General features: G+C 43.6%; 16 protein-coding genes. 7 read left to right on the top strand and 9 right to left on the bottom strand.

Translation table 11 applies throughout. The features are described 5' to 3' along the window. The first annotated feature begins 100 nt into the window (after window positions 1-100). Window positions 101-907, top strand: a complete 807-nt coding sequence (locus DXX94_RS13920; RefSeq protein ID WP_116016782.1) for a MipA/OmpV family protein — start codon at window positions 101-103, stop codon at window positions 905-907. An 85-nt stretch (window positions 908-992) separates the two neighbouring features. Here the strand turns inward: DXX94_RS13920 and cgtA are convergent, their stop codons facing one another. The 3 genes from cgtA to rplU all read right to left on the bottom strand — a co-directional run bounded on the left by cgtA (window position 993) and on the right by rplU (window position 2,968). After that, window positions 993-2,156, bottom strand: a complete 1,164-nt coding sequence (cgtA, locus tag DXX94_RS13915; RefSeq protein ID WP_116016780.1) for an Obg family GTPase CgtA — start codon at window positions 2,154-2,156, stop codon at window positions 993-995. Window positions 2,157-2,380: 224 nt separating this feature from the next. Continuing rightward, entirely contained in the window at window positions 2,381-2,638 is a 258-nt protein-coding gene (gene rpmA / locus DXX94_RS13910; RefSeq protein WP_116001706.1) for a 50S ribosomal protein L27, read from the bottom strand. Between the two features lie 18 nt (window positions 2,639-2,656). After that, window positions 2,657-2,968, bottom strand: coding sequence for a 50S ribosomal protein L21 (gene rplU, locus DXX94_RS13905; protein ID WP_116001707.1), 312 nt, complete (start codon window positions 2,966-2,968; stop codon window positions 2,657-2,659). A gap of 230 nt (window positions 2,969-3,198) precedes the next feature. On the opposite strand from rplU, the gene ispB reads away from it, so the two are divergent. The 3 genes from ispB to ccoG all read left to right on the top strand — a co-directional run bounded on the left by ispB (window position 3,199) and on the right by ccoG (window position 7,371). Then, window positions 3,199-4,170, top strand: a complete 972-nt coding sequence (gene ispB / locus DXX94_RS13900) for an octaprenyl diphosphate synthase (protein ID WP_116016778.1) — start codon at window positions 3,199-3,201, stop codon at window positions 4,168-4,170. Window positions 4,171-4,293: 123 nt separating this feature from the next. Beyond that, window positions 4,294-5,769 carry a sigma-54 interaction domain-containing protein gene (locus DXX94_RS13895; RefSeq protein WP_116016776.1) on the top strand — a complete coding sequence of 492 codons (1,476 nt, stop codon included), beginning with the start codon at window positions 4,294-4,296 and terminating at the stop codon, window positions 5,767-5,769. Between the two features lie 219 nt (window positions 5,770-5,988). Then, entirely contained in the window at window positions 5,989-7,371 is a 1,383-nt protein-coding gene (ccoG, locus tag DXX94_RS13890) for a cytochrome c oxidase accessory protein CcoG (RefSeq protein WP_116016774.1), read from the top strand. A 101-nt stretch (window positions 7,372-7,472) separates the two neighbouring features. Here the strand turns inward: ccoG and DXX94_RS13885 are convergent, their stop codons facing one another. The 6 genes from DXX94_RS13885 to DXX94_RS13860 all read right to left on the bottom strand — a co-directional run bounded on the left by DXX94_RS13885 (window position 7,473) and on the right by DXX94_RS13860 (window position 15,415). Beyond that, window positions 7,473-7,985 (bottom strand): TlpA family protein disulfide reductase, encoded by a 513-nt coding sequence (locus tag DXX94_RS13885; protein ID WP_181901563.1) that lies wholly within the window; start codon window positions 7,983-7,985, stop codon window positions 7,473-7,475. A gap of 282 nt (window positions 7,986-8,267) precedes the next feature. Next, a complete protein-coding gene (locus tag DXX94_RS13880; RefSeq protein ID WP_116016770.1) occupies window positions 8,268-9,272 on the bottom strand; it encodes a cytochrome-c peroxidase in 1,005 nt (334 codons plus the stop codon). A gap of 349 nt (window positions 9,273-9,621) precedes the next feature. Then, the gene (locus DXX94_RS13875; RefSeq protein ID WP_116016768.1) at window positions 9,622-12,762 is read right to left on the bottom strand and encodes an efflux RND transporter permease subunit; all 3,141 of its coding nucleotides are present in this window, start codon (window positions 12,760-12,762) and stop codon (window positions 9,622-9,624) included. Between the two features lie 5 nt (window positions 12,763-12,767). After that, window positions 12,768-13,916: an efflux RND transporter periplasmic adaptor subunit gene (locus DXX94_RS13870; RefSeq protein ID WP_116016766.1), complete on the bottom strand. Its 1,149-nt coding sequence runs from the start codon at window positions 13,914-13,916 to the stop codon at window positions 12,768-12,770. 340 nt (window positions 13,917-14,256) lie between these two features. Continuing rightward, window positions 14,257-14,598, bottom strand: a complete 342-nt coding sequence (gene erpA, locus DXX94_RS13865; protein WP_116016764.1) for an iron-sulfur cluster insertion protein ErpA — start codon at window positions 14,596-14,598, stop codon at window positions 14,257-14,259. A gap of 88 nt (window positions 14,599-14,686) precedes the next feature. Beyond that, a complete protein-coding gene (locus DXX94_RS13860; protein ID WP_116016762.1) occupies window positions 14,687-15,415 on the bottom strand; it encodes a DUF6776 family protein in 729 nt (242 codons plus the stop codon). Window positions 15,416-15,462: 47 nt separating this feature from the next. On the opposite strand from DXX94_RS13860, the gene DXX94_RS13855 reads away from it, so the two are divergent. The 3 genes from DXX94_RS13855 (at window position 15,463) to DXX94_RS13845 (ending at window position 18,792) form a co-directional block, all read left to right on the top strand. Beyond that, window positions 15,463-17,154 carry a chloride channel protein gene (locus DXX94_RS13855; protein WP_258872174.1) on the top strand — a complete coding sequence of 564 codons (1,692 nt, stop codon included), beginning with the start codon at window positions 15,463-15,465 and terminating at the stop codon, window positions 17,152-17,154. 2 nt (window positions 17,155-17,156) lie between these two features. Further along, the gene (locus tag DXX94_RS13850; protein WP_116016760.1) at window positions 17,157-17,588 is read left to right on the top strand and encodes a CopD family protein; all 432 of its coding nucleotides are present in this window, start codon (window positions 17,157-17,159) and stop codon (window positions 17,586-17,588) included. A gap of 190 nt (window positions 17,589-17,778) precedes the next feature. Beyond that, window positions 17,779-18,792: an aspartate carbamoyltransferase gene (locus tag DXX94_RS13845; protein WP_220348108.1), complete on the top strand. Its 1,014-nt coding sequence runs from the start codon at window positions 17,779-17,781 to the stop codon at window positions 18,790-18,792. Window positions 18,793-18,835: the final 43 nt, after the last annotated feature.

Below are 18,835 nucleotides of genomic sequence, written 5' to 3'. Positions count from 1 at the left end.
TAGGCTTTTGTGTATTCAGTTATTTACGACTATATATTTACTTGAGTCATACATGGCGAGTTAAGTAATAAAAGGCATTAACAACTATAAGGGAACAAGCATGAAAGTAACTCTGCGAGATCTTAGTTTGATCATCGTCTTATCGCTAGCCAGTACAACAAGCTATGCCAATTTGGGCGAAGTGCCTGACATTGATACAGCAAAAGGCTCTGGCATAAAAGGAATGTTAGGGTTAGGCGCAATGTCGGTACCCGAATACATTGGTGGCAGCGAAAACGAAACAGAAGTCTTACCTATCATCAATTTAACGTATCAAGATAAATTCTACTTTCGCTTTAATCGCGGTGGCTGCTGGTTTTGGCAACCGCAAAATAGCCACCTAAATGCGGGTCTTGAAGTCGGCTTTCGTCGCGGCTGGGAGCGCGAAGACTTAGTAGCTAGTTTGAGTGACTCCCTAGATCTTTCAGGACCTCAGTTTAATGAAACCGATGACGCAATTTTAGCAGGGGTCAACGTCGAATATAGCAATAATGGTTTTAGTACTGAAGTTTCGCTACTTACAGCAAGTGCCGACGAAAATTTCTATGGTGAGGATCCTGGCATTGAGTTGATTCTTAGAGCTTCTTATACAATGGTTTTCTCCCCTAAATTTTCCCTTTCGACATCAAGTAAGATTGAAGTACTCAGTAAAGACACAGTGAACTACTACTACGGAGTTAATGGTTATGAAGGAGACTTAGCCTTAAATGTCTCGCTCGCAGCCATTGGCGCTTATAGAGTGACAGACAATTGGCTGGTGCTTGGTAGCTTAGGCGTAAACTTCTTAGGTAGTGAAATTGCTGATAGCCCACTCGTAGCAGACGATAGCCAATCAATTGCAATTTTAGGGGCCGCTTACTCTTTTTGATAAACCCTAAATTCATATCGCCAACAAACAAAAGAGCGGATAAACCCGCTCTTTTTAATATGAAATTAATGACTTAGCAATACACTTATTCTTTGGTGTATACGACGTTTTCATCCCAGTAATCGTCGTCATCGTCATCCCAATCATCATCGTCTTCGTCGATATCTGACATGGCGTCTTGATGGTAAGTATCCCACTTAAACTCGACTTTTTGATCATCGTCTTCAGCTTCTTCTTCTGCAGGTAACGCATCAATAAAGTTCATCAAATCAGCACACAATTGCTCTGTGCCCATTTTATTGAATGCTGAAATGGTGTGTACTTCACCTTCCCAGTCAAGTCCTTCGATGATTTCTTGCTTAAGTGCTTCGGCTTCTTCATCAAGCAACAAGTCTAACTTGTTAAGCACTAGCCAACGAGGCTTATCGGCCAGTTTTTCCGAATGTTGCTCTAGCTCACCAATAATGGTTTTTGCATTTTCTACAGGATCGCTGCCATCAATCGGCATAACATCAATCACATGCAGCAATACGCGACAACGCTCAAGGTGGCGTAAGAATGTTGTCCCTAAGCCAGCACCATCGGCAGCGCCTTCAATAAGGCCTGGAATATCAGCAATCACAAAGCTACGCTGTGAATTTAAACGCACCACACCTAAGTTAGGTACTAAGGTAGTAAATGGGTAATCAGCCACTTTTGGTTTTGCAGCCGACACACTGCGAATTAATGTTGATTTACCGGCATTAGGTAACCCCAGCAAACCAACATCGGCAAGTAGTAATAACTCAAGCTGAAGATTGCGGATCTCGCCCGGTGTACCATCAGTTTTTTGGCGCGGTGCGCGGTTCGTACTGCTTTTAAAGCGGTTATTACCTAAACCATGCCAACCGCCTTTAGCCACCATTAACTGCTGCTCGTGCTTGGTTAAATCACCTACTTGCTCGCCCGTATCAACATCAACAACGCGCGTACCGACAGGCACTTTTAGGAACAAATCTTTACCGCCTTTACCAGTACAGTTACGAGACATGCCGTTTTGACCGCGCTCAGCTTTGTGGAAACGTTCAAAGCGGTAGTCAATTAGCGTGTTAAGGTTTTCGTCAGCAACTAGGTAAACGTCACCGCCGTCGCCGCCATCACCACCGTCTGGGCCACCAAATTCGATATATTTTTCTCGGCGAAAGCTTACACAGCCATTACCGCCATCACCCGCTTCTACGCGGATCTCAACTTCATCAACGAATTTCATTTAAGTGTCAAATGCTCCGAACTAATCATTTCCACTGCCTTAAAATGACAGCTGAACGCTTACTTTATCCAGCGTAACGCTAATTATAAGCGATTTTAGCTTGTTGCCCAATCGGACAATTGTATTTACTTGTATACTCCCATGCCACTTCGAGAGGCATGGATATAGACAAAAAAAAGCCCCGCTACTTAGTAGCAGGGCTTTCCGATAGGTTAAACTGTAAATTATTCAGCAACGATGCTAACGAACTTACGGTTTTTAGGACCTTTAACTTCAAACTGAACTTTACCGTCAGTTAAAGCGAATAATGTGTGGTCTTTACCAATACCCATGTTGTTACCAGCGTGGAACTTAGTACCACGTTGACGAACGATGATGTTACCAGCTAAAACTGACTCACCACCGAAACGCTTAACACCTAGGCGTTTACTTTCTGAATCGCGACCGTTCTTGGTACTACCTGCTGCCTTCTTATGTGCCATCTTGAAATGCTCCTAAAATTAGCCGTTAATACCAGTAATTTTCACTTCAGTGAACCATTGGCGATGACCCATCTGCTTGCGTGAATGCTTACGACGTTTGAACTTAACGATTTTAACTTTATCGCCACGACCTTGAGAAACAACTTCAGCTGTAACCTTGCCACCTTCAACTAAAGGCGCACCAACTTTGATGTCTTCGCCGTTAGCGATCATTAAAACATTATCGAATTCAACTGTAGCGCCAACTTCTAGTTCAAGCTTTTCTAAGCGAACTGTTTGACCTTCAGTTACACGGTGCTGTTTACCACCGCTTTGGAATACCGCGTACATAGCTACTCCGTACCGCACCTGCTTGTTTTGTGAACATTCTAGGTGCTTAAATTTAAAAATATAGGGCGCGAATTCTACGCGAAGGAATCTATGATCGCAAGGCTAAAATCACTTTTATTGTTGATTATTTATCAAGCCCGTAGGAAGCTCGCTTTAGCCCTATTCATTGCTAGTATTTTTCGTGTAAACTTAATGCTAATCAACACCAAAAAATTCCTCTTTTCCCTGCTATGAATTTAACCGATATTCAGTCACTTGCCCGTCAAGACATGACCGAAGTGAACGATCTTATCTACAGCCAGCTAAATTCCGATGTGGCACTAATTAATCAATTAGGTGTCTATATCGTCAACGCCGGTGGCAAGCGTATGCGCCCATTATTGAGCGTTTTGGCAGCGCAAGCGATCCAATATAAGGGAAAGGATCATATTGCGATCGCCGCGATCGTTGAATTTATTCATACCGCAACATTACTACATGATGATGTCGTCGATGAGTCTTCGATGCGTCGAGGTCGCGAAACCGCAAACGCCCTCTTTGGTAATAGTGCTAGCGTGCTAGTTGGCGACTTCTTATATACCCGTTCATTCCAGATGATGGTAACGCTTAAAAATATGCGCATCATGGAAATTCTGTCGGATACGACTAATGTTGTTGCAGAAGGTGAAGTACTACAATTAATGAATTGTAATGATCCTGACACCACAGAAGAAAGCTATATGCAGGTGATTTACTGTAAAACAGCTCGCTTGTTTGAAGCAGCCACTCAGCTAGCAGCGGTGATCGCAGGATCTGATCCTATGATCGAACAAGCACTAGCAGACTACGGCAAGCACTTAGGTACAGCATTTCAACTAGTGGATGACATTATGGATTACACCGCTGATGCCAAAGAAATGGGCAAAAATGTCGGTGACGACCTATCAGAAGGTAAACCAACATTACCACTTCTCTATGCAATGGCAGAGGGCAGCGAAGCGCAGCGTCAATTGATTCGTGACGCTATTGAGCACTGCAATGGTATGGAACACCTTGACGAGATCTTAGCAGCATTAGATGAAACGGGTGCATTAACCTATACCCAACAAAAAGCAGAAGAAGAAGCCGACAAAGCAATTACTGCTCTTTCTGTATTACCTGATAACGATTATAAAAGTGCATTAATCGCCCTTGCGCATATTGCTGCTAACCGCAGCGCATAAGCGTTCACAAAGCACGCTACACATACATTTTAATTTGTTTTAGAATAGGCCACGACATTTCGTGGCCTATTTACTTTGTGGCTTAGCTTTTTGTGGCTTAACTTTTTGTGGATCAATAACTAAATGACCGCTGCCAACTTAAAACAACTACTCGCCAATTCCGATTTATTGCTTAACGCCGTCGGTGAAGGGGTTTATGGTTTCGACACCCAAGGCAATGCGATTTTTATTAACGCAGCAGCTGAGCGAATGACGGGGTGGGACGCAAGCGAACTGTTAGGTAAAAATATCCACCAGTACCATCATCATACTCGAGCTGATGGTAGCCCCTACCCTGCTTGCGAATGTAATATCTATGCAACCGCACAAGATGGCATTAGCCGACAAATTAGTGATGAAGTGTTTTGGCGTAAAGATGGAAGTGCTTTTCCAGTAGAATATACTTCAACAGCTGTTTTTCATAATAATAAAGTGATTGGTGCAGTTGCGGTATTTCGTGATGTGACCGAGCAAAAAAACAATGAACAGGCACTACAAATTGCCCTGAAAAAAATTCAGTCACTAACTGAGCAGCTGCAAGCAGAAAATCATTACCTGCAGAGTGAGCTAAAACAGCAATGGACGGCTAGCTCATTGACCGGTAATAGCCTGATCATGCAGCGATTAGTTTCACAAATAAAACTAGTGGCTAATACCAACTCAACTGTGCTGATTTTAGGTGAAAACGGCACAGGTAAAGAGCTTGCCGCCAGACAACTGCACGCCCACAGCAATCGCGCGAAAAAGCCGATGATCAAAGTCAACTGCGCTGCGTTTACCCCTAGTTTGTTAGAGTCTGAGCTATTTGGCCACGAAAAAGGTGCATTTACCGGCGCTAATGAAACACGCAAAGGTAAATTTGAATTAGCCAATCATGGCACGCTATTTTTAGATGAGGTGGGGGAACTATCGTTGGAGGCGCAAAGTAAGCTACTACGCGTTATCCAAGAGCAAGAATTTGAACGAGTGGGTGGCAACAAAACCATTAAAGTCGATATACGATTGATCGCAGCCACCAATCGCGATCTGAAAGCTATGGTGGACAATGGCGAGTTTCGTATGGACTTGTTCTATCGGCTCAACGTTTTTCCACTGGAGATGCCGCCGCTCAGAGCGCGCGTTGACGATATTCCATTGTTATGTGAACAAATTATCGAGCGCTTAAATCGCAAGTTAGCTAAACAAGTTACCGCCATTAGTAAAGATAGTCTCAACGCCCTAACTGGCTATCACTGGCCGGGAAATGTAAGGGAGCTGCAAAACATCATTGAGCGTGCAATGATCCTATCCACCAGCTCAGAGCTAAATTTAGCGCTACCTAACGAGCATATTCATGGTTCAACAACAGCTCCGCAGTTTAGTATTCAGCAATCAACTGCCATTAATAACACAATTGACCAAACGCTTGATGAAGTGCAGGCTAACTATATTCGCCAAGTACTTGAGAAATGCCAATGGCGTATAGGTGGCGAGTCAGGTGCAGCTAAACATTTGGGCTTAGCCGACAGTACGCTCCGTTCTAAAATGCAAAAGTTAGGGATTAAACGCGCTTCGAGCTAGCACGTATCACTGCGTTACTAACGCAAATCAACAAATCTGATACAGAAGCTTAACTTTAATCCACGATATATCGTGCCATCAGTATTTTAAACCACGATATATCGTCGACCACGCCTTTTCAATAAAAACTAATAGTTAATAAATTCAATACGTTAAAAGTTTTAAGAGGTTGGCACTTAAATTGCGATATGCCCTGTAATGTAGTTTAGAGGGCACACCATGAAATTTGATATCAAAGAAGAAGATATGATCATCAAGCCATACAAGCATGATGAAGGTATCTATGTTCGTCTTCAGCAAGGATTCTACGCCAAGCTGCGTAAATACAGCAGCATGATCCTAATGCTGATCTTTGTCTTGATCCCTTGGATCCCCTACCAAGGCCAACAAGCCATCTTGCTCGATGTGGCTGCCCAGCAATTTCGTATTTTCTCCATTACCTTTTTTCCACAGGATCTTACCGCTTTAGCAGCACTCTTTATGGTCGGCGCGTTTGCGCTGTTTTTCTTTACTACTTGGCTAGGCCGAGTGTGGTGCGGCTTTATGTGCCCCCAAACCATTTGGATGTTCTTATTTATTTGGGTAGAAGAAAAAATTGAAGGTAATCGTAATCAGCGCATCCGCCTTGATAAGCAGGAATGGAACGCTGACAAGATCAAAAAGAAAGGTGCAAAGCACCTTATTTGGTTAGTGCTTTCTTTCTTTACCGCCGTGACATTTATGTCGTACTTTATTCCAGTAAAAACTTTATACAGCGAACTCTTCACCCTGAGTTGGTCAGGCTTAGTTTACTTTTGGGTTGGCTTATTTGCTCTATGTACTTGGGGTAATGCAGGCTTTTTACGCGAAAAAATGTGCATTTATATGTGCCCATATTCACGTTTTCAATCGGCTATGTTTGATAAAAACACTCTACTCATTGCCTATGATAAAGTCCGTGGTGAAAATCGTGGCCGTCGTAAGCGTAAAGAAGATCCGAAAGCACTGGGCTTAGGTGATTGTGTTGACTGTAACTTATGTGTGGATGTTTGCCCTGCGGGTATTGATATTCGCAATGGCCTGCAATACGAATGTATTAGCTGTGGTGCCTGTGTTGATGCCTGTAATCAAACCATGAGCCAATTCAATTACTCACAGGGCTTAATTCGCTTTACCAGTGAAAATGCCTTAGCGGGCAAATACGTATCGCCTTTTAGACCGAAAATAGCAGCTTATGGCGCATTTACCCTTGCCATGTTTGTATTGATGGGTTTCTTTATCGCGACGCGTTCACCGATTGAAGCATCGGTATTACGTGACAGAAACGTGCTTTATCGCACTACCTTCGATGGCCATATTGAAAACAGCTATCAACTTAAACTCACTAACAAGTTACAGCATGCTGAAAGCTTTACTTTGAGTATTGAAGGACAAGAAGACATTGAACTGTCGTTATCAGAGCCATTAAACGCGCAAGCGTTAGAAATGTTGGTTGTGCCCTTTACCTTAACAGCGCCGCCTGAGCACTTACCACAAGGTGTCACTTCGCTAAATATTCGGATTACCGCCAATAACAGCGATGAGGTGGATGTCACTAAATCCATTAAGTTTTATGCCGGTTAATTGCTTAATTGCACTTTCCGGTAGCGAATCGACTACATAAAGGCGAAACACCTAAAGCGATATAAGCCAGATAGTCAGCTTATATCGCTTTCCCTATCAGGCTAATTCCCCAGTGTCGCTTGCGATAATGGTTTGCCAGCAGCCAACACCTCTTGCCACTGCGCTAGCGATTTGATGTCGTAACTGTGTTCGACAAGCACTAAATTACTGTCTAATTTGATCACATAGGGCAGCACTTTATAAGCATTAGCAAACAGGCGTGTTTTAAGTGGCTTTGCACCATCATTTGCCAGCCAAGTTTCACCGGTAAAGCCTGTTTTCTTGAGCATAGCGCTTACAGCTGATTTATCATCATCGAGAGCAATAACAACCAAATTAACATCAAGCTTTTGTTGACGAATTTGCTCAATATCACGCAAGGTCTTGTAACATGGGGCACACCAAGACGCGAAGAAGTAGATAACCGATGCGCGGCCTTGTAACTCACTAAAAGAGCGGGATTGACCATCGAGCGAGGCTAGATCTATTGCTTCAATTGGCTGGCCGATAGCGGCTAGTGATTTCTGAACTTTTTCTTCATAGCTGTTGGCAACACTAGCATTGGAAAACACCACACACGCGGCTGATAAACTTAGGATAAGTAATCCCTTAATCTGAATATTTACAAACCTACGCAATCTTGATGGAAACAAATAATTCAACTTAACTCCTTGTTTTATATATTAAGTCCAATACTTATCTATGCCCGAAATTATGCCCTATTACAAGCGAGATATAATCCATTTCAAGAATTATGAATATCACAGATACAAAAAAGGCAAGCGTAAAGCTTGCCTTTGGGTTTAACTAACGCGCTTTCTAGCACACTAACTATACGTTAGGTTTAGCACTCTTAACTAGTCAGCTGCTGACACTTCAAACGGCTCAGGTAGCGGCGTACGCTCTGTTGACGCTGGTAAAATTGGTAATGCGAACTTAGGTTGCTCACCTGTTAGTGTCTTTAAGAAAGCTACCAAGTCAGCAACTTCTTGTTGGTTAAATTCGCGACCAAGTTGTACGCGTCCCATAATTTCAACTGCTTTAGCTAAAGTTTTAGCTTGGCCATCGTGGAAGTACGGGTAAGTTAATTCAACATTACGTAGTGTTGGTACTTTGAAACTATGGCGATCCGCTTCATTACCCGTTACATCAAATCGGCCTTGAGCAGGGTTTGCTGTTTCATACTTTTTCACTAGGCCCATTTTCTGGAACATAGTACCACCAACGGCAGGGCCATTGTGACAAGCAGAACAGCCACTTTCTTTAAACAATTTGTAGCCCGCTTGCTCTTGTGCAGTAATCGCGTTTTTATCGCCTTTTAGCCATAAATCAAAACGAGAATTTGGTGTCACTAAAGTTTTTTCAAATTCCGCAATTGCTTGCGTGACTTGTTCAATATCCATCTGCTCACCGCCAAAGGTTGCTTTGAACTCATCAACATAACCAGGAATTGAGCTTAGCATTTCAATCGCTAAATCGTGGCTATAAGCCATTTCTTTCGGGTTAGCAATTGGACCACCAGCTTGCGCTTTTAAGTCTTTTGCACGACCATCCCAGAACTGAACAAAGTTCAAGCTCGAATTAAGCACTGTCGGAGAGTTGATCGGGCCTTGCTGCCAATTATGGCCAATCGAGGTTGTTAGGTTATCAGTACCGCCCATGCTTAGGTTATGACAGCTGTTACATGAGATAAAACCAGACTTAGACAAGCGCGGGTCGAAGTAAAGCTTTTTACCCAATTCAGCTTGCGCTTGATTGATATTAGTTGCTGGTTCAATAGGTTGAATAGGTTCTTGTGCGGTAGCTGACGCCGATAGTGCTAAACCTAACGCCAATCCTGAATTTTTAATAAGCTGTTTCATCTCCAATGCCCTCGATGATTGATAATTAGCCAAATATGTTTTCCAAACAATTGTTGAAAATACTATCATTAGAGTAATTACTTCACTGTAATAAATTGTTAAAGCTGAGGTTTAAGCTAAAACCAATCTAGCAAGATGAGATACCAGCTAAAGCAACCATTCGATAAGAAGTGTCGGTTAAAGTGACAAGTTGAGGGCTGAATATTTAAAGCTGAATATAGACAATTGTTTATTAGAGCTGGGTATTGAATCTGCGTGTAAAAAACGGTTAAACCCGAAGGAGCTTAACCGTTCCTATAATTAATACTAAGAACCTATTTAAAACAACTAAATAGGCTAGCTTAAAGCACTAGGCTGCATCACTTATCTTCTCAACTTTAGCAGGCGTTGCAGTTTGCTTTTTCGCTAATTTCTTTTCTTTGCGGCGATCGCGCAATGCCAGTAGCGTTGGTGTTAATACTAAGGTTAAAACAGTCGCGAACGCTAAGCCGCCAGCAATTGCTGTTGCTAACTGCGCCCACCATTGCGTTGACGGCGCGCCAACCACAGCAGTGCGGTTAAAGAAGTCTAGGTTCACCTGCAATACCATCGGCATTAACCCCAAAATGGTTGTAATCGTGGTTAACATAACTGGGCGTAAGCGCTGTGCACCGGTGCGTAAAATCGCGTCGGTAATTGGGAAACCTTGGCGACGCAGCACATTATAAGTATCGATCAGCACGATATTGTTATTCACGACAATGCCTGCCAGTGAAATTACGCCAATACCGCCCATCACAATACCGAACGGCTTTTGCACTATCATCAGCGCCAAGAACACGCCAACGGTTGAGAAAACAACGGCACTTAAGATCAAGAATGCTTGATAGAAGCTATTAAACTGAGTGACCAAAATAATCGCCATGACAAACAAGGCAACACCAAACGCATTAACCAAGAAGTCTTGCGATTCTTGCTGATCTTCATTTTGGCCTTTAATGGCTATATCCACCAAGGGATCTAATCCTAAGGTCGGCAGCTGGGCTTCAAGCTCAGGTAGCACTTGGATCAACTGAGCGCCGGGTACTAAGTTTGCTTGTACAGTCACCACGCGTTTGCCATCCACGCGGCGAATGGTATCCACTTTTGGCGCTGCGGTACGGTCAACAAAGCTGCCGACCGGCACTAAGCCTTCATTGGTTTTGACACGAATGGTATCTAAACGACCTAAGTTACGTTTGTCTTCTGGAAAGCGAACACGAATATCTAACTCGTCGTCAGTATCATCAGGACGATATTCCCCTAACTTCAAACCATTCGTCACCATTTGCACAGTTGAACCTAAAAGCGCGGCATCTGCGCCATAAATCGCGGCGAGTGCACGGTCAATATCCAACTGCCATTCAATACCCGGTTTAGAGCCCGTATCTTCAATGTTAGTAAACTGACCATTGGCGGCTAAGGCGTTGCGAACAATACGGACATTGTCATCTAGCTTGTCAGGGAAACGAGAGCTTAGCTCGACCACTAAATCTTTACCTGACGATGGGCCCGGCTCGTTTTTACGAGCTTCGATTTCAACACCGGCCATATCAGCAGTACGTTGTTCAATATCTTTAATGACTTCATCAGCAGTGCGACGCAGCTGCCAATTCTTAAAGTTCAATCGGAAAGTACCGACTAAATCATTACCGCCGGTGCGAGTATATAAGGTTTCAATATCGTCAATCGGCAAGATACGCGCTTCAATTTCACGCATGATCTCGTCTTTTTCATGGATAGATAAGTCACCATGTGAACGCACCATCATCATCGCACTGGTCGGCTCTACTTCTGGGAAGAAAATCGCCCCTAGGCCAGATTTACCATAACCCCACATTACAAGCATCGCGATCACAATTGTGCCGAGCAATACTTTAACTGGGTTGCGAATAGCTTTTGACAACACGCCAACGTATTTGCCAGTAAAACCTTTAAGCTTAGTTAGGTCACCTGCTTCAGCTTCAATCATTTGCGCTTTTTCTTCAGCGCTAATCGCCCGCGATTTGCCAAATACCGCGCCAATCGTCGGCACAAATACCAGCGCCATGGCTAACGATGCCGTTAATACCGCAATCAAGGTGAATGGTAAGTACTTCATAAATTCACCCATAATGCCCGGCCAGAACATTAACGGTGCAAACGCAGCTAGCGTGGTTGCTGTTGAAGCGATGATAGGCCATGCCATGCGGCGCGCCGCCATTTGGTAGGCTTTTACTCGTTCGACTCCTTCGCTCATTTGGCGATCGGCAAATTCAGTAACCACGATAGCGCCGTCAACCAGCATACCAACCGCCATGATCAATCCGAACAACACAACGATATTGACGGTTAAACCGGCAATCGCAATCACTAAAATACCCGTTAAAAATGCGCCTGGAATCGCTAAACCCACCAGCATGGCACTGCGTGTGCCGAGCGCCGCGATGACCACAATCACCACCAGTAAAACAGCCGACAATACGTTGTTTTGCAGGTCGCTTAAGGTGTCTTTAACATCGACAGACTGGTCGCCAACATAATCCACCATCACTTGATTTGGCCATTTAGCCCGTTGCTCTTCAATTAAGACTTTAACTTTATTGACGGTTTCGATAATGTTTTCGCCAGAGCGCTTTTTCACTTCCAATGAAATCGAACGCTCACCGTTTAAGCGGGCAAAAGAAGACGGATCTTTATAAGCACGGCGAACAGTAGAGACATCGGCAAAAGTGATAACGCGATCGTCATTCACTTTAATTGGTAGTTCTAGTAAGTCGTCAATGGTTTCAAATACTGACGGAACTTTAACCGCAAAACGCCCTTTACCCGTATCCATAGTGCCGGCGGGCACTAAACGGTTGTTACGTTCAACTAAGTTAAAAATATCGTTTTGATCTAAGCCGTAGCTTTCCATTAGCAGCGGATCGACAATAATTTCAACCATGTCATCACGATCACCACCGATTTCCACTTCCAGTACTTCTTGCAAGCTTTCAATGCGATCGCGCATATCTCGTGCGAGTGTTACTAAGCCGCGCTCCGTCACCGGACCAGATAAAATCACGGTCACCGCTGGCTCTTCATTTGCCATGGTCACTTCATGTACCTCCGGCTCTTCGGAGTCAGACGGTAATTTCGCTTTCGCTAAGGTGACTTTGTCGCGCACATCTGCCAGCGCTTCTTTAGGGTCAAGACCGGCCAGAAATTCAAGTGTAACTGAGGCGTGTCCTTCACTGGCATTGGCGGTCATTTCCTTAACACCAGCAATGGATTTAAGCTCGCTTTCCATTGGCCGTACAAGCATGCGTTCAGCATCTTCAGGCGAAATGCCGTCGTGCACCATAGATACGTAAATAAATGGAATGGTAACGTCAGGGTTCGATTCTTTAGCAATATTCGCGTAGGTAATGGCGCCCGAAATCAATAGCAGCACAAACACCATCAGCACCGAGCGGGTGCGGGTTAATGCGGCATCTATTATCGATAACATAATGGTTAGCCCTTGTTCATGTCGCTAGATTGCTGCGCAAGCGCTTGTGCTGTATCAAAGACAGCTTCAACGGTATCGCCTGCACGGACAAAACCTTGACCAAGCACGATAATATCAGCCTGTTTACCTAGCCCAGTTAACCAAATACCATCGCTTTCACTTTTCACGATATTAATGCCGGTAAACACCACCTGGTTATCAACCACGGTTTTAATACCGATGTTGCCTTGCTCGTCTAACGCTAATAATGCAGGCGATACTTTAATGGCACCTACTTCAGCTAGTGGCAAGGTCACTTCACCACTCATACCCGCAAGTAGCTGGTTGTCAGCATTTTCAATCGCTACTTCAATTTTAAAGGTATTGGTGGCATCGTCGGCAACACTCGCAATGTAACGAATTTTGCCATCCGCTTGTTGATGGCTTAGCAGCTCAATATGCGCAATTTGCCCTGTTTGTAATTGGGTAATTTGATTTTCTGTGGCATGAGCACGAACAATCAAGGGGTTGAGATCCGCAATCATCGCAATTTGATCGCCGTCTTTTACATAGTCACCTTGTTCGACATAACGGGTGTTCATTACGCCATCAAATGGCGCGCGAATCACGGTATTAGCAATATCAATTTCCAAGCGTTGAATGGTCGCTTTCACTGCTTCTAATTCAGCCACGGCACGCGCTAATTGCGCACGGCCTTGGTAACCGTCTTTGTGAAGTTTAGTTGCACCTTGGTGCTCAATTTCACGCTGTGCGCGCAACGCTTTGGCTTCTGTTAATCGCGCCTGTAAATCGTTGATGGCGATACGGGCAATCACATCACCTTGTTTTACCGTCGCCCCACGTTTAGCTAATACTTCTACAATTTTACCATCGACTTCTGCTTTTAAAGTTGCTGTGCGATCAGGCTCAGTACGACCGTACAGTTCAACCGTGTCAAACACCGGTACTGCCATGCGTGTTTCAACTTTGACTTTAGGGATAGGGGCTTGTTGAGCTTTCTTAGGTGTCTCTGATGCTGAACTACTGTTGCCCTCAGTGTTAGTTTGAAGCTTATTATCCTGACCGATACCTGACGCCATCCAAAGTACCAATAGCAAAGCAATGATAATAGCAATGACATAGGGACGTTCAGCGAACCATTGGCGATTTAACATGAGAATTCTCTTATTAACTGTTAGCTATGGGCAATTCAAAAACTTACGGCGAAAGCACAAGAAAAGCGATATTACCCGACAAATACACTAGACCGTATAGTCTAAACGAGTATTAAATCGCATTCAAAATACGGTTGCTACAAAATGTTTCGACAATTGATTTTTGTACAGATTCAGTTACGTCATCATTTAACAGCAATTGGACTAACAAGGTCTGTAGCTATACAAAGAGTAGCTAAAGAAAAGGCTAATCCAGAAAAGAAAAAACTAGGGACAACAAAAAGCCCGCTATTTTTAGGTAGCGGGCTTTTTGTTTAAAAACTGAATTTCTGTGATGTGTTTAGATTGAGAACGATGAACCACAACCACAAGTTGTTGTTGCATTTGGGTTGCTCACAATAAAGCGGCTACCTTCTAAGCCTTCAATGTAATCCACTTCGCCGCCAACCAAATATTGTAAGCTCATTGGATCTACCACCATAGTAACGCCCTGTTTTTCAATGGTCATATCACCTTCGTTAACTTTTTCGTCGAAGGTAAAGCCATATTGGAATCCCGAGCAACCACCACCAGTTACATAGACGCGCAGTTTAAGTTCAGGATTCTCTTCCTCAGTAACTAGCGCCAGTACTTTTGTTGCCGCAGCATCGGTAAATTGGATCGGTAAATCAGGATTAGACATTGGACATAATTCTCACACAATATTTCAGGGGCGGATTATCTTAAACCTGAGTACTTTAATCAAGTATTAGCCGCCTGAAAGGATTAGACTAAGTTGGTTTAACTAATGCCGACCAAGGATAACTTTCATTTAACTCGCTGTATTTTTGCCATTTTCCTTTCGGTAACACGGCTTTAATTTCCAATGATTCAGGAATAAAGTCAGCAGGTACGGTTAAATCACCTTCAATACGTTGAAAGTACTTCAAACTAAACGAACGCTGTTCTTTGGAAAGTTGGCTAATTTGTTCAAGCTTTAGTGTCGCTGGACGATTTGCTTGGCTACCCTTTAACGAAAATTCAATATACCCTTTGGCATAGCGCTTTTTCAGCGTTTGTTGGATAAGTACGACACTAAATCGATAGTGGTTTTCACTTTCCGTAGGCTCCAACGCGACTTGATCAATAACGAGACCATCTGCCTGCTTCTCTGGTGCCATCACTTTTTCATAAAACGCCAACTGCTTTTTAACCGCGAAATGATCCACTTCCATGGCTTTAATGGTTTGCTGGGCACGCTGATTGGCAATGCGCTCAACTTCAAGTTCAAGCTCTAATGTATGAATATGTTTGAGGTTTTCATTTTGCTGATGATAAAGTTCATCTAAGCGCAATTTTTGTTGACTGATTGTTTGCGTTTGGAAACTGTGAAAATAGTTGCCAATTCTATAGCCAACGAATAGACACAAGGCAATTGTTGAAAACAATAAAAGTGCAGACTTGAATGCACCTAAGCGCTTTGCGACAACAGGTAGATTTATTTTTGCTAACCAATTCATTTATCAAGTATTATTGAAATTAAAAACAACATAAAAACGATTTTTCTTTGCTAAATATAACGCGCTTTAAAAACACGGTTAACTATCTAGACATTGCGATGCGCAAGCGTTTAGCACTGCCCATTACCTCATGGCAATTGTGTTTACTCGCCATCATTGGCGGCACGATATCGTCCTTACTGATTGCCTTATTTATTGGTGCGATTAATAGCATTCAACAATGGTTACTCGCAGATATCGGTCATTATACCAGCTTAACCGAGTTAAATCGTTTATTCTTGCCAATCATTGGCGCCTTAGCAATTTTATTGACGGCGTGGTTAACGGGTTATCAATATATTCGAACTGGTATACCGTTTGTACTGCACCGCTTGAAAGTCGCCTACGGTGTGATTCCTTTGCGCAATACCATCAATCAGTTTTTTGGCGGCATTATCGCCCTTGCCAGCGGTTTTTCCGTGGGTAAAGAAGGTCCTGCCGTACATTTAGGTGCGGCCAGCAGTGCTTATTTAGGCAGCCGCTTTAACCTGCCGTCAAATGCGACTCGAACCTTGGCAGCATCCGGTGTTGCTGCGGGTATCGCGGCGTGTTTTAACACCCCGATTGCCGCAGTAATTTTTGTGATGGAAGTAATTCTGCGCGAATATAAAATTCACATGTTTATCCCAATCATGCTGGCCGCAATTGTTGGCTCTATGGTGACCAGCACGATTTTTGGCCCCGCCCATGGTTATGAATTTTTTAGCCCTGTTGCCTTAGATTTTGAGCACTACCCTTGGCTTATTCTATTGGGCTTAATGCTAGGTACATTAGCTGCTATTTTTAATCGCTTCATCGTTGCAGCCATTGAAAACGCCAAGCATTTTCACGTGGTTGCGCGCTTATTAATTGCCGGCCTAATTACCGGCTCGGTCGGCTTTATTATTCCCTATGCAATGGGTACAGATCTTGGCGCAATGCACTTTACCATGAGCGATGATGCCAGCACGGCGCTATTGCTCGGCTTATTAGTCGCTAAATGTGGCTTAACTATTGTAGCCGTTGGCATGGGGATTCCAGGTGGCGTAATTGGCCCGATCTTCAGTATTGGCGCAATCGCCGGTGCCGTTGCCGCAGGCATGATGGGTATAGCCTTTGAAGATAAAATGACCAGCGATTTTGCCTTAATGGGCATGGCTGGTTTTATGGCAGCAACACTTAATGCCCCGCTTGCGGCCTTGTTGGCAGTGGTTGAACTATCAAACCAGCTAGAGATTATTGCGCCATCCATGTTAGTAATATCAACCGCTTGTCTATGCGCTGGTCAGCTATTTAATAATCGTTCCGTATTTATTATGCAGCTTAACGTTCAAGAGCTCTCGTATCGAACACCACCATTGGAGAACACTCTCCACAATATTGGTGTATTAGGCATAATGCGCACTAATTTAGCCTTACTCGATGCCAGAGACACTGAGCAAGAAATGCAAGAAAAAGCGATGAAAAGCGAATACTTGATCATGCAAAGCAATGGCGAATTTTACTGGAATGAAGTGGTTTACGAGCCAGGCAAAGAGCGACGCTTTAGACAACATAAGCTGATTCCAATTTCCAGCTGCGCAACACTTGCTGAAGCATACTTACAACTGAATGAGCAGCGTTTGGGTGGCGTGTACATTTATGACAAATCACCGGATAATATTATTGGTTTATTAACCTTCGAGCAGATTCGTGCGTATTTAACGAAAGGAAAAATTTAATAATGACCACAATATTATGGCTTAAGGCTTTTCATGTAATTTTTATGGTTGCCTGGTTTGCCGGTATTTTCTATTTGCCTCGCTTATTTGTAAATCACGCAGAATCAAATAATCCCGATGTGATTGAACAGCTAAAAGGTATGGAGCGACGCCTACTCTATTTTATTACACCGTTTGCGATACTTACCTTAGCACTGGGATTAGCCTTGATTATGCAATATGGTCGTGACTGGTTTGTGGCAGCTAAGTGGCTCCATTACAAGCTGACCTTAGTGATTATATTATTCGCTTATCACGCCTATTGTTTTAAATTGCTGAAAGATTTTAAGCTAGATCGAAACACTCGCTCAGGTCGCTTTTACCGCATTTTTAATGAAGTTCCTGTACTGATTTTATTTGCTGTCATTATTCTTGCCTACGTCAAACCTATGTAAGCGATACTTACTAATTTCAACATTGGCATTTATACCTGCAAGCGATTTAAGTTAGCGTTAACCGCTCGCAAACACATTCAATTGTTTTGCTAACTGTGCTATATTTCGCGCCGATAATTATAGAGGCGCTAATGGCTGGTTAGCACACCACATTCAGCGCAACCACTCATATCATGGCTGGATAAGCGTTATGATGAAATTCCAAGGTAGTCACATCTTGTCGGTATCGCAACTTGACCGCGATGCTATTGCTAAAATTCTTGATGTTTCCGCACAAATGGCACCCTATGCGGCACGCCAAAAGCGTTGTCATGTTCTTGATGGCGCCATCTTAAACAACCTATTTTTTGAACCGAGTACTCGCACACGCGTCAGCTTTGGTACGGCGTTCAATTTGCTCGGCGGTTTTGTGCGCGAAACCGTAGGTGAGGAAAACTCGTCGCTGAGTAAAGGTGAGTCTTTATACGATACCGCACAGGTGATTAGCGGCTATTCCGATGTTATCGCGATGCGCCACCCGAAAATGCACTCAGTTGCAGAGTTTGCCGAAGGCTCGAGTGTTCCGGTGATAAACGGTGGTGACGGTGCAAATGAACACCCGACCCAAGCCTTATTGGACTTGTTTACCATTCAGTCTGAAATGTCACGATTTGGCAAAGGCTTAGACAATTTAAACATCGTGTTGATGGGTGATCTTAAGCATGGTCGCACCGTACATTCACTGTCTAAATTGCTGAGTTTATACAACAATGTGAAAGTAACGATGGTCTCGCCAGCGGCGCTACAAATGCCAGACAGTGTTATCTCAACGCTAACCAATGCTGGCCACCAAGTGATTGTAACTGACAAAATCGCTGGCAACCTCGCCTGTGATGTGATTTATCAAACTCGCATTCAACAAGAGCGCTTTGCCAGTGCTGATGAAGCTGATTTATATCGTGGTCACTTTAGCCTTAACAGGCAGGTTTATCAGCAATATTGCAAAGAAAACACTGTGATTATGCACCCATTACCTCGCGACTCACGTCCAGAAGCTAATGAGCTAGACACCGATTTAAATGAGTTAGCCAACTTAGCAATTTTCCGCCAAGCACAAAATGGTGTGCTGGTACGAATGGCGCTATTCGCACTAACCTTAGGTGTTGAAGATAAATTGGCTGCATACGAAAAACCCGTGCTTTGGCATAGCAATAAAGCTTATTAGATGACGGTTAATCCGCTCGCGCACGTATTGAAATATAATTGAC

The sequence above is a fragment of the Thalassotalea euphylliae genome, assembly GCF_003390375.1.
GTDB lineage: Bacteria > Pseudomonadota > Gammaproteobacteria > Enterobacterales > Alteromonadaceae > Thalassotalea_F > Thalassotalea_F euphylliae_A.
This window is presented reverse-complemented; position numbering and strand designations above follow the sequence as displayed.

Excerpts from the sequence above, each read along its gene's own strand:
- DXX94_RS13920 (WP_116016782.1), top strand. The coding sequence starts at position 101 with ATGAAAGTAACTCTGCGAGATCTTAGTTTGATCATCGTCTTATCGCTA.
- cgtA (WP_116016780.1), bottom strand. The coding sequence starts at position 2,156 with ATGAAATTCGTTGATGAAGTTGAGATCCGCGTAGAAGCGGGTGATGGC.
- rpmA (WP_116001706.1), bottom strand. The coding sequence starts at position 2,638 with ATGGCACATAAGAAGGCAGCAGGTAGTACCAAGAACGGTCGCGATTCA.
- rplU (WP_116001707.1), bottom strand. The coding sequence starts at position 2,968 with ATGTACGCGGTATTCCAAAGCGGTGGTAAACAGCACCGTGTAACTGAA.
- ispB (WP_116016778.1), top strand. The coding sequence starts at position 3,199 with ATGAATTTAACCGATATTCAGTCACTTGCCCGTCAAGACATGACCGAA.
- DXX94_RS13895 (WP_116016776.1), top strand. The coding sequence starts at position 4,294 with ATGACCGCTGCCAACTTAAAACAACTACTCGCCAATTCCGATTTATTG.
- ccoG (WP_116016774.1), top strand. The coding sequence starts at position 5,989 with ATGAAATTTGATATCAAAGAAGAAGATATGATCATCAAGCCATACAAG.
- DXX94_RS13880 (WP_116016770.1), bottom strand. The coding sequence starts at position 9,272 with ATGAAACAGCTTATTAAAAATTCAGGATTGGCGTTAGGTTTAGCACTA.
- DXX94_RS13875 (WP_116016768.1), bottom strand. The coding sequence starts at position 12,762 with ATGTTATCGATAATAGATGCCGCATTAACCCGCACCCGCTCGGTGCTG.
- DXX94_RS13870 (WP_116016766.1), bottom strand. The coding sequence starts at position 13,916 with ATGTTAAATCGCCAATGGTTCGCTGAACGTCCCTATGTCATTGCTATT.
- erpA (WP_116016764.1), bottom strand. The coding sequence starts at position 14,598 with ATGTCTAATCCTGATTTACCGATCCAATTTACCGATGCTGCGGCAACA.
- DXX94_RS13860 (WP_116016762.1), bottom strand. The coding sequence starts at position 15,415 with ATGAATTGGTTAGCAAAAATAAATCTACCTGTTGTCGCAAAGCGCTTA.
- DXX94_RS13850 (WP_116016760.1), top strand. The coding sequence starts at position 17,157 with ATGACCACAATATTATGGCTTAAGGCTTTTCATGTAATTTTTATGGTT.
- DXX94_RS13845 (WP_220348108.1), top strand. The coding sequence starts at position 17,779 with ATGATGAAATTCCAAGGTAGTCACATCTTGTCGGTATCGCAACTTGAC.